Source organism: Thermococcus sp., assembly GCF_027063845.1.
In the GTDB taxonomy this organism is placed as follows: Archaea; Methanobacteriota_B; Thermococci; order Thermococcales; family Thermococcaceae; genus Thermococcus.
Genome location: NZ_JAMOQU010000027.1, coordinates 1 through 9,417, shown reverse-complemented (window position 1 = coordinate 9,417; position 9,417 = coordinate 1). Strand labels below are relative to the sequence as shown.

At 55.2% G+C, this 9,417-nt stretch carries 13 protein-coding genes; 1 reads left to right on the top strand and 12 read right to left on the bottom strand.

Features of this window, described 5'->3' with window-relative positions:
* Positions 1-34 precede the first annotated feature (34 nt).
* Entirely contained in the window at positions 35-1,894 is a 1,860-nt protein-coding gene (locus MVO87_RS02350; protein WP_297514697.1) for an aldehyde ferredoxin oxidoreductase family protein, read from the top strand.
* Positions 1,895-2,055: 161 nt separating this feature from the next.
* Here MVO87_RS02350 and MVO87_RS02345 read toward each other — a convergent pair whose 3' ends face one another.
* The 12 genes from MVO87_RS02345 to MVO87_RS02290 form a co-directional block, all read right to left on the bottom strand.
* On the bottom strand, positions 2,056-2,895 hold the full coding sequence (locus tag MVO87_RS02345; protein WP_297514709.1) for a hypothetical protein: 840 nt from the start codon (positions 2,893-2,895) through the stop codon (positions 2,056-2,058).
* A 94-nt stretch (positions 2,896-2,989) separates the two neighbouring features.
* Positions 2,990-3,715: a tRNA-binding protein gene (locus MVO87_RS02340; protein WP_042689100.1), complete on the bottom strand. Its 726-nt coding sequence runs from the start codon at positions 3,713-3,715 to the stop codon at positions 2,990-2,992.
* Entirely contained in the window at positions 3,642-4,763 is a 1,122-nt protein-coding gene (locus MVO87_RS02335; RefSeq protein ID WP_297552050.1) for a tetratricopeptide repeat protein, read from the bottom strand. Before MVO87_RS02335 ends, MVO87_RS02340 begins: the two co-directional genes overlap by 74 nt.
* Before the next feature lie 35 nt (positions 4,764-4,798).
* Complete coding sequence (locus MVO87_RS02330) at positions 4,799-5,125, bottom strand: hypothetical protein (protein ID WP_297514960.1); 327 nt, start codon at positions 5,123-5,125, stop codon at positions 4,799-4,801.
* A 5-nt stretch (positions 5,126-5,130) separates the two neighbouring features.
* A complete protein-coding gene (locus MVO87_RS02325) occupies positions 5,131-6,114 on the bottom strand; it encodes a DHH family phosphoesterase (RefSeq protein ID WP_297514948.1) in 984 nt (327 codons plus the stop codon).
* A complete protein-coding gene (locus tag MVO87_RS02320) occupies positions 6,092-6,418 on the bottom strand; it encodes a DUF3194 domain-containing protein (protein ID WP_524540266.1) in 327 nt (108 codons plus the stop codon). Before MVO87_RS02320 ends, MVO87_RS02325 begins: the two co-directional genes overlap by 23 nt.
* A gap of 21 nt (positions 6,419-6,439) precedes the next feature.
* Positions 6,440-6,793: a prefoldin subunit beta gene (locus MVO87_RS02315; RefSeq protein WP_015859108.1), complete on the bottom strand. Its 354-nt coding sequence runs from the start codon at positions 6,791-6,793 to the stop codon at positions 6,440-6,442.
* A gap of 96 nt (positions 6,794-6,889) precedes the next feature.
* The gene (locus tag MVO87_RS02310; protein WP_297514943.1) at positions 6,890-7,285 is read right to left on the bottom strand and encodes a hypothetical protein; all 396 of its coding nucleotides are present in this window, start codon (positions 7,283-7,285) and stop codon (positions 6,890-6,892) included.
* 150 nt (positions 7,286-7,435) lie between these two features.
* A complete protein-coding gene (pcc1, locus tag MVO87_RS02305; protein WP_297514940.1) occupies positions 7,436-7,711 on the bottom strand; it encodes a KEOPS complex subunit Pcc1 in 276 nt (91 codons plus the stop codon).
* Positions 7,657-8,295 (bottom strand): ribosomal biogenesis protein, encoded by a 639-nt coding sequence (locus MVO87_RS02300; RefSeq protein WP_042689085.1) that lies wholly within the window; start codon positions 8,293-8,295, stop codon positions 7,657-7,659. The genes pcc1 and MVO87_RS02300 overlap by 55 nt, the downstream gene beginning before the upstream one ends.
* A 51-nt stretch (positions 8,296-8,346) precedes the next feature.
* Positions 8,347-8,496 carry a DNA-directed RNA polymerase subunit P gene (locus tag MVO87_RS02295; protein WP_099210181.1) on the bottom strand — a complete coding sequence of 50 codons (150 nt, stop codon included), beginning with the start codon at positions 8,494-8,496 and terminating at the stop codon, positions 8,347-8,349.
* A gap of 24 nt (positions 8,497-8,520) precedes the next feature.
* Positions 8,521-8,781, bottom strand: a complete 261-nt coding sequence (locus MVO87_RS02290) for a 50S ribosomal protein L37ae (protein WP_297514954.1) — start codon at positions 8,779-8,781, stop codon at positions 8,521-8,523.
* Positions 8,782-9,417: the final 636 nt, after the last annotated feature.

Genomic DNA, 9,417 nt, shown 5'->3' with positions numbered 1-9,417 from the left:
GGGAAGATAGGGAGAGGGCAAGGGGGTGCGTCTGATGTTCGCTTACCACAACAGGATAGCGAGGGTGAACCTGACCGAGGGAAAGGTCACCTACGAGGAACTGCCCGACGAGGTGATAAGGAAGTTCGTCGGCGGGAAGGGCCTCGGCTACTACCTGATTTACAGGGAAGTGCCACCGGGAACCGACCCGTTAAGCCCGGCCAACAAGTTCGTATTTGCAACTGGCGGTTTGACCGGGTTAATTCCGGGTTCGAGCAAGGTCATAGCGGTCAGCAAGAGCCCCGAGACGAGACTTATAAGCGATTCAAGCGGTGGAGATGCCTTCGGACCCAAGCTCAAGGGCCACTTCGATGCGCTCATTATCGAAGGGAAAGCCGAGGAGTCCGTCTACATTTATGTCCACAACGGGGAGGTGGAAATCAGGAATGCAGAGCACCTGTGGGGCAGGGGCAACTATGAAGTGGCCAAAGAACTCTGGAGGGAGCACCCAAAGGCGAGCTTGGCTTTAATCGGTCCCGCTGGAGAGAGGCTCAGCAGGATTGCCAACGTGATTTACGACACCGAGCGTGCGAGCGGGAGGGGCGGTCTCGGGGCAGTCCTCGGGAGCAAGAAGGTTAAGGCCGTTGTGGTTGAGCCCGGAGAGAAGCCACCGGTTGCCAACCCTGAAGAGTTCCAGAGGCTGTGGCAGGAGTTCTACGACCACTTCGCGACCGACCCGAAGTACGAGCACAGCAGAAACTACGGGACGAGCGACGCGCTGAGAAGCTCGGCCTCCCTCGGAATGAGCCCGGCCTACAACTTCTCAAGGCCCTACATCCCCGATGAGCTTGCCAGCAAACTCGGGGGCGATGAGGTCAAGAAGTACGAGGTAGAGCCCGAGTGGTTCGTCCACGGCAAGAGCTGTCCAATTAAGTGCGCCCGCTACGTAGAGGTCGAGTATAAGGGCAGGAAAATCCGCGTCAAGCCCGAGTACGAGAGCATCGCGATGCTCGGGGCGGCGACTGGAGTATTCAACTTTCCAGCGGTGGCTTACTTCAACTGGCTCGTCAACGACCTCGGCCTCGACAGCATAGCGACGGGCAACACAATAGCCTGGTTCTTCGAGCTGGTCGAGAGGGGCCTCATAAGCGAGGAGGAGATAGGATTCCCTGTCAAGGGCTTCGGCGATGAGGAGGCCGAGGAGAGGCTCATCAAGCTGATGGCCGAGAGGAAGGGAATCGGGGCGATTTTAGCGGACGGCGTAAAGAGGGCCTGCGAGCGCCTGGGTAGAGGTTGCGAGTTCGCCGTGCACGTGAAGGGCATGGAAAGTCCAGCCTGGGACCCGCGCGGAAGGAGGACCTACGCTTTGAGCTACGCCACCGCCGACGTTGGAGCGAGCCATTTAAGGGGCTGGCCAAGACCCCATCAGCTACCGAACCAGGGACCCGCTAAGGAGCTCGTGCCGTCGATGATAGAGGGCAGGGACGAGAGCTACATCACCGACATGCTCGGGGTCTGCAAGTTTGTGCCCTACAGGATGGAGGACTTAGCTAAGCTCTACTCACTCGCGACCGGCGAGGAGTGGACGGTCGAGAGTCTGAGGAAGGTCGCCTGGGCCGTCGAGAGCATAGCCAGAATCCACGACGCCCTCGACTGGGTGACGCCTCCACTCGACGATACGATTCCGCCTCGCTGGTGGGAGCCAGAACCGGATGGCCCTGCCAAGGGCAACGCGGCGTTCGTAGACTACAACGACTTCCTTGAGGCGAGGAGAGAGTTCTACAGGCTCAAGGGCTGGCACGAGGAGCTCGGCGTTCCTTTGCCAGAGACAATGGAAGAGCTTGGCTACCCGGAGTTCATCGAGGACGCAAAGAGGGCTTTGGAAGTTGTGAAAAAGAGAATGGGCGTAGAGTGAAGGCCTTTTCTTGTCATTTTTATTTTCGCACCTAATGACACTTGTAAGGGAGCTCCACTCAACGCTGGCACCTCAAAAACGGATAAGCTTCAGAGGGGGAATGGACGGAAAAAGAACGCCCCAGAGAACCGCAAGGACGGCATCTCCCTTCTTTCCTCGATTCACCCCGTTGTGTTGGCTACGTATGTGAACTCCCCGTTGCAGTACCTTCCCTCACCGTCGTAGATGCCGAATACAGCACAGCCGTTTTCGTCAATTCTGCCCCAACCGGGAATGACGTAGCAGAGACACGTTGGGTCGTTCATCCGGAAGAGTCTGCTCCAGACAACCTTAGTTCCGTTCAGAATCATGACGTAGCCAAGGTAAGGCGAGCCATCGAGTTGAGGCCTTTCAAAGCCCATCAGCACGTAGCTACCGTTGGAAACGAGGAAGGCGTTTCTAATTGGAACAACGCCCCTGCCTAGGTCAAACCTCCTTACAGTCCCGTTTTTGCCGAGGATGTATAGGTAATCGTCCGGTGCATACCCCCTGAGGTCTGGGAACTCCCTTGGGGCGGTCTGATAACCGAGAACGTAGAGATAGTCGCTCGTATTCGCCACAAGGAGAGCAGGAAGGGCGGTTCCGTTATACCAGTTGTATTTTCCGCCATCGTGGACCCAGATGTAGCCCGAAAGCGTGAGGTTCCAGAGGGGTTTTCCATCGTAACTGCAGGCCATTAAAACCACGACCGGGACTTTTGCCGTTATGTTGCCTGTGCTCACGTTCGTTCTGCCGTACTGACCAACGATGAACTTCACAAATGGAACGGTTCTCACATCAGTGGAGTTTTCAAGGACAACGAAGCCCCAGTCAAAGGAGGCAACCCTCGCGGTGGATGTAGATGGACAGAAAGAGGAAAGCCCCGAGGAATCCTCCCCGTCAGACGGCAGACCTCCCAAAGCCACCAGCGTGCCAGCTATGAGGGCGACAAGGATAACCACTGGAACGAGCCTGCGCCACATCACGTCCAGTCACCGTTATTATGTTTGGGGATAAACGTTTATAACTTTTGGCAGAAGAAAGTTGGAAAGCGAGCAAAAATGATTGCAGAACACCTCAGCCCTTCAAAAACGCCTCGACGAGGTTCCTCGTCTCGTTTAAAGCTTCAAGAGGAATTCCCTTTGGCAGGCCGCCAATTTCACCCTTGACATCTTTGAGAACGCCCTCTCCAGCGCCAAGGAACATGCCCTCGCTGACTATTCCCCTGAAATTGGCCGGCGGGAGCAACGCGACCGCCACACGGTTCCCTTCCTTCACGGTCAGGTCGTTGGTAACGACGGTAATAGCTCTGTCGCCGATGTTCACGTTGGTGACGAGAAGCCTGTCAGCGTTCGGGTGCTTGGCGACGCTCATAACCTCGCCGACTTTTATATCAACGGCTATGACAGGGTCGTTTATCTTGCCGAGGGCGAGGCGCTTGTCGAGGCCGAGTATAGTGTTGAGGAAGAAGCGAATCTTTGCGACCTGCTCCTCAACCTTCTCGCGCTCGTCCTTTGAGGCGTTGCTTATGAACTTGTGGTGCCAGTCTTCCCCTCCAAGGGCCTCGATTATTCCGAGGGCCTTCTCCTTCAGGGCCTTCATCTGGGGGGTTTCGATTAGCTCGTTCGGCTCTATGTAGCTGTAGCGCATCGCCTGTATCTCGGGGAGCATCTCCTTGCCGAGCTTTATCGCTTTCTTCTTGTCCCAGTGACCCTTAAACTTCGCCCCTTCAACCGTCTTCAGGAAGAGCTCTATCGCCTTCTCCGCCACCAGTAAGCGGTAGTCCTTGCTCGTGTCCCACATCCTCTACACCCCTAAGAGCATTCAAAACCCGTCTCTTAACGCTTTCGTCCCTTATCCCCTCGGCTATCGAGCGCGCCCTCGCCGGGTCCTTTCGGGAGTAGGCGAGCGCAACCTCGCCAAGGAGCTCCGATGAAAGCCCCACGTCCCTGATGACGCCAGCAAGGATTAGGGGCTCTTCGAGACGGCCGATTTTGAGCATCTTCCTGGCTATCGAGAAAATCTCGCCGTCCCTCGGCTGGAACTTTCCGACGAGGATTAAATCGAGCGCGTCGTTGAAGACCTTTCTCGCCAGGTACGGCCTCTCGTGGAGGAAGAGCCAGTAGCTCAGGTGGAGCATCTCGACGGCCCTGTCCTCCAGCGGAAGGAAGCGCATCACCTCGATGGCCCTCTCGACGTCGCCCTTCTCTATCAGCTCGGTGACGACAGCCCTGCCGTGCTTGAGAACGTCTTCAATGAGCGCAATCTTGTCGGAGAGGTGTTTGGCCTGGAGCTTGAAGAAGAGGGAGTCGTAGATGTCGCGGGCGAGCCGGTAAAAGGCCAGAGCCTTCTCATTGGGAATCTCGTCGGCGCTCTTCTCGATGAGCCTCGAGACCCTGCGGAGAGTTTCAAGGGCTCTTGAACTCAACCCCCTCGCGCGCTGGATTTCATCAACGGCCTCGCTGAAGAGTATGTAGGCATCGCCGTATCGGTCCGCTAAAACGAGGTTCCTCGCGATTCCCGCCAAAGCCTCGCCCCTAAGTCTCGGAGATGGGAGGGACTTCGCAAGGTTCACCGCCCGCTCGAAGTAGAAGGAACCTCCCTTCTCGCGGTCAAGGATGTAGAACGCCCTGCCCACGAGCGAATACGCTATTGCCCTCTCGTAGGTACCTGTGACCCTCTCAACCGCTTCGAGCATCTCGGAGAGAACCTCCTCGCGCGGGAACTCGGTCATGACCAGGCTGAGCGCTAAAATCCTCTGCAGAGGGTCGTCTAAGGACCTCGCCCGCTCAAGGGCACCCTTGAAGTCACCGGCGTTGAGCCTCTCCTTCACCGATTCCACAGAAACCACCGGACGATTGAAATAGTGCCAAAACCTAAAAAGGGTTACCCCTTCATCTTCTTGTCCCAGTTCTCGAGCATCTTATCCAGAGCTAAGAGGCTGTTCAGCCTGAGGCGGACGCGCTTGTTCTCCCAATCCACCGAGCCCTTGAACTCGTTGAGGAGCTCGAAGACCTTCTCTGCTTCTTCCCTCGGCAGGTACTTACCATAGAACTCCTCACCGCAGTGGGAGCACCTGAAGGCGAACTCCTCGATGGCCTTCAGGAACCTCTCCCTGTCCCTCAGCGTTTCTTCGGCGTTCTCAAGGCTCAGCATCTGCTCAACCAGCTCCCCCCAGTCGAGGGGCTTTCCGCACACCGGGCACTTCGCCATCTCAATCACCCGTTCTCCCTGAGGAAGTTCTCAATCTCCTTTAGGATTAGTTTTATGGCCTTATCAAGGTTGGCCTTTCCGTTTGCCCCGGCGGCTCCCGCATGTCCTCCACCAGAGCCTTCAATGACAGGCCCCACCTTCTCCATGATTTTTCCGAGGTGGAGACCCTTCTTCACGAGGCTCTCCTTGGCCCTCGCGGAAATTCTAACGCCCTTCTTCTCGCTCCCGACTATCGCGATGTCTGCTCCGAGCTGGAGGAAGACCTTGCAGGCGTAGGACTCGTAAGCGGAAACCTTCGAAATCGCTATAATGTACTTCCTGAACTTCCTGATTTCGAGCCTCTGGCAGGCTTTCAGGACGGCCATCCTCTTGGCGTTGTCGGTGTTCTCATCGCTAACGGGGGCAACGAGGGAGAATATCCCCCCCATCTGGAGCGGAAACCTCTCCAGTATCTCGCTCACCGCTTTGAAGGTCTTCGCGTTGGCGAAGCGGAAGTTGGCTGTATCGGTAACGATTCCCGCCAAAAGGGCTCTCGCGCTTTCCTCGTCGGCAAAGCTAAAGTATTTGAACAGCTCCCACACAATTTCGGCGGTTGATGTCCTTGAGGAGTCAACAACTGCTATGTCGGCCTTAATCGGCTTCTCCTTCTCGACGTGATGGTCAATCAGGATTACCGTCTTCCCCTTCGGAATCTCAATCGGTTCGAGCTGTTCGAGGGAGGAGGTGTCGAAGATTACGACAACGTCTTCCTCAACGGTCGGGTTTTTCTCAACTGGAACGGGCGAGAGCGTCAAAAGCCTTTTCGCATAGGAGGAAACGCTCTGGGCAACGCCTATCCTGACCCTCTCAACGCCGATGGACTTGAGGTAGCGGGCGAAGGCTATCGCCGAGCCGAGGGAATCGGGGTCGGCGTTGTGGTGGCAGAGGAGGAGGTAAGATTTATCCCGCGAGCGCTGGAGGAAGCGCTTAAGCTTGAGCTTTCCCTTCATTAGCAATCTCCCTCAGCTTCCTCTCTACCGCTTCGTAGGCCTTCTCGAGGGCCTCGTCAATCAGCCTCTCGACGTCCACCTTGACGAAGACTGGAACTTCCAGATAAACCTCGATTTCGAGGTTCAGTGTCTCGTCCCTGTTTATCCTCGTGGTAACCTCGATGTCCTTGACGTCGCTCCTGTTGAGCTCGCTGAAGACGTGCTTTATTATGACCCTCTGCGCCAGCTCGCCGATTTCGATGAGCTGTTCCTCGCTCAGCTCTGGAAGGCCTATGTTGATAACGCCCCTCTGCTCCATGCCCATCACCGGAGGAGAAAAGGAAAATCAGCCCGCGACGGGCGGCTTGAGGGAAGCCTGAATCTTCGCGGTGAGCTCCTTCAGCTTCTCGTTGAGCTTCTTCTCCTGCCTCTCGAGTGCGTTAAGGCGGACTTCCAGCGTTTCGACCTTCTCCTTGAGCTCCTCGACGGCCTTGGCCTTCTCAGTCTTGACGATGAGCGTCCCAACGGTCTTGTAGATGACGGCATCGTCGGGGAGCTTCTCAATCTCCTCAAGGGCCTTTTTCGCTTCGTTGAGCTCAAGCTGGACCTTCTGCTTCTGCTGGACGAGGAGCTGAAGCTGCTGCTGGTAGCTCTCAAGCTGGGCCAGCATGGACTGAACCTGAGGCGGGATGTTCTGCATAACAACACCTCCGTTATCGTGACTTCCGCTTAGAATAAGGGCGGGGCTTTAAATAGTTTAGGTAGGGACAACACAGAACCCTTCAAAAATTTAAACTCAAGTGGGGGAGCTTCTGGAACCGGGCCTCTCGGTCAGCTTGTATAGGAGGGCCCCAATCAGGAAGCCCAGAAGGACGAGGGCAGTTACGAAAAACCAGACCACACCGTCATCACAGGTCGTCGGAGTGCAGTTCATCGTAAAGAGGGCGTAGATAATGCTGGACGCAAGCACTGTAGTAATTGTTGAGGCCACCCAGAAAGCCCCTGGATCAACCTTCACTTTTCGAAGGAACAGAAACGACGCAAGGGCTGGCACCATAATGATGAGGCCAATTTGAAGGAACTCCTCGACAGGACTGGGCCCTTCGTCAGAGGGCGGAAGGAGCCTTACGGCAGCAATTATAGAAAGGTAAACAATGAGGGAAAAGAGGAACGGGGTCATGGCTCGGTTCATCATAAATCACCCCTTCTGAATTGCGAATTACGGTTGTCTCTGTATCCCCTCGGGCATATTATACGCGACCACCGTTATAAGTCTTACTACTGGTTGCTATTAACTAATCATCTGCTAAATTTTCAGAAGGGTTCTTTCCTCATAGTGGAATCAGAGCTCAAGGGAATCCATCGCGACCTTAATCCACCTTAGATAAGAGTTCAGCGTTCCCCGTAAGGCCGAGTTATCTTTAGCCAAAAAGCGGATTACGATTTTCCTCCCGTCGAGAACGAAATCAATCCTGCTCCGCCTGTAGGGGACGGTCTTGTGCTCGTAGAGGACGCTCTCGTAGACAACCCTGGCCGTTCCCTCGTCGGGAAAAGTTAACTCAATCACTCCCTCGATTGGCCAGACCTCTTCAGGCCCAGTGCTTCCTTGTAGTCCCATCTTCGCCCGTCCTCCATAATCCAGATTTTCACAAGGATTAAAGGCCCGACGGGCCTGTCCTTGGTGACGTCGAAGCGGTAGAAGTTGACGGCCATTCCCCTCGGGTAGTTCTCGATTACGCCGATTACATCGGTGTTGTTCTTGTCCGCTATCGTCTGGAGGCTCTTGTTACCCCGGGGGACGAACTTTCCGCCGGTGAGCTCGGCGAAGGCCTGGGCGAAGGCGGTGTGGTCGATGCCAACGCGCTTGGCGGTGGTCACGACGAAGGGCATCTCCTCGCGGATTGGCCTGAGGTTTCTGAAACCTATCTCGCGCTGGAGCTTGATGCCGTGGAGGTAGAGGTAGCCGAGGTAGCCCCAGTCGTCGGGGTCAACTTTGATGAAGGTCATCTTGAGCGGGTTGCCCTTCCAGACGTTGATTATCAGAAGTCGCTCGTAGTTCCTGTCGTAGGCCTCCATGAGCAGGTCCTGGATGGTCTTCTTTCCCCTGGTTAAGTAGAGGGAGTTGGGGAAGACCTTCTCCAAGTCGTGGCCGAAGCTCCGCGTCCTCCTCGTCGGTCTGTGGGAAGTAGTTATCAGCATCATGGCAACCACTCGTTCGGGTTTGGTTGATAAAAGCCTTTCGAAAGAAAAGGCTCAGATGGCCTTGACCCTTCTCGCGACCCTCGGGCGGGGCTTGTAGAGTATCTTGCTTCCGCAGTAGGGACAGCGGACCTCCCTGGTCGTGGCGAGGTCGAGCTCGACCTCCTTACCGCACTTGGCACAGCGGTAAACGGCAACTACCATAGGAATCACCTCAAAGGAAAAGAATCAGGCCTTGGAAGCGACGACGCGCTTCGCGACCTTTCCTGCCGGGGTGGTCGGCAGGTAGGCACCGCCGGCGAAGGTGGCACCGCACTTCTGGCACTGCCATATGCCGGTGCTTATCCTCCTGACGGCCTTCCTTCCGCAGACGGGACAAACGTGCTTCTGCTTCATCTTGGCCTCAACGGCCGCGACCCTTCTTCTAATCTTGAGACCGTACCTCGGACCGAACCTTCCAGCGGAACCGACTTTCTCAGTCCTTCCCATGAGCATCACCCCAAAGTTAAGCATTCTCGGAGACTGGAGAGTGTTTCCGGAGACGTTTTATAAACCTTTGCATAACAAGCTTTGCTGGTGCAAAGCTTGACCAAGGGGATTTATACGCCAGTTAAACTCCGAACCGGGTGCGTGCACTCTGAGAATTTAAAGCTTTCTGTGGGGTTCCTATTATGCGCGCCCACTTCACCTTTAGTTTCCACCTGTATCTTTGGCGTCCTTCGGACGCCTTCTTAGAGTGAAACACTAATCAAAGGGCAAGTTGAGTTAGAACCCCTCTCAGAACTTGCCACTCCGTAGAAAAGCACTTACTCTTCCGCCAGCGCTTGTGAATGAAGCTTTTGGGAAAAAGCTTGACCAAGAAACTTTGCCTTTGCAAAGTTTCATCAAAGTTTGTGATTCCTCTAACAAGGGCTTCTTCAAAAGCGTTTGCGCTTTCAACAGTTCCCGTGAGCTAGGAATTCTCTGATTTTAAAAACGTTTGAATTCGGGTTTGCTTTTTTTTCTCGCGCTCCGCAGGAGCGCTCTCTGAAAGCACTTCCAATTGAGAGTGCAAACTTCTTAGAATAGCATTTTTGAAGAAGAATCACAAACCTTGGTCAAACTTCGCGCAGGCGAAGTTTGTAA

What these genes read in the sequence shown, in the direction of transcription:
- MVO87_RS02350 (WP_297514697.1), top strand. Translation starts at nt 35, where the DNA reads ATGTTCGCTTACCACAACAGGATAGCGAGGGTGAACCTGACCGAGGGA.
- MVO87_RS02345 (WP_297514709.1), bottom strand. Translation starts at nt 2,895, where the DNA reads ATGTGGCGCAGGCTCGTTCCAGTGGTTATCCTTGTCGCCCTCATAGCT.
- MVO87_RS02340 (WP_042689100.1), bottom strand. Translation starts at nt 3,715, where the DNA reads ATGTGGGACACGAGCAAGGACTACCGCTTACTGGTGGCGGAGAAGGCG.
- MVO87_RS02330 (WP_297514960.1), bottom strand. Translation starts at nt 5,125, where the DNA reads ATGGCGAAGTGCCCGGTGTGCGGAAAGCCCCTCGACTGGGGGGAGCTG.
- MVO87_RS02325 (WP_297514948.1), bottom strand. Translation starts at nt 6,114, where the DNA reads ATGAAGGGAAAGCTCAAGCTTAAGCGCTTCCTCCAGCGCTCGCGGGAT.
- MVO87_RS02320 (WP_524540266.1), bottom strand. Translation starts at nt 6,418, where the DNA reads ATGGGCATGGAGCAGAGGGGCGTTATCAACATAGGCCTTCCAGAGCTG.
- MVO87_RS02315 (WP_015859108.1), bottom strand. Translation starts at nt 6,793, where the DNA reads ATGCAGAACATCCCGCCTCAGGTTCAGTCCATGCTGGCCCAGCTTGAG.
- MVO87_RS02310 (WP_297514943.1), bottom strand. Translation starts at nt 7,285, where the DNA reads ATGAACCGAGCCATGACCCCGTTCCTCTTTTCCCTCATTGTTTACCTT.
- pcc1 (WP_297514940.1), bottom strand. Translation starts at nt 7,711, where the DNA reads ATGGGACTACAAGGAAGCACTGGGCCTGAAGAGGTCTGGCCAATCGAG.
- MVO87_RS02300 (WP_042689085.1), bottom strand. Translation starts at nt 8,295, where the DNA reads ATGATGCTGATAACTACTTCCCACAGACCGACGAGGAGGACGCGGAGC.
- MVO87_RS02295 (WP_099210181.1), bottom strand. Translation starts at nt 8,496, where the DNA reads ATGGTAGTTGCCGTTTACCGCTGTGCCAAGTGCGGTAAGGAGGTCGAG.
- MVO87_RS02290 (WP_297514954.1), bottom strand. Translation starts at nt 8,781, where the DNA reads ATGGGAAGGACTGAGAAAGTCGGTTCCGCTGGAAGGTTCGGTCCGAGG.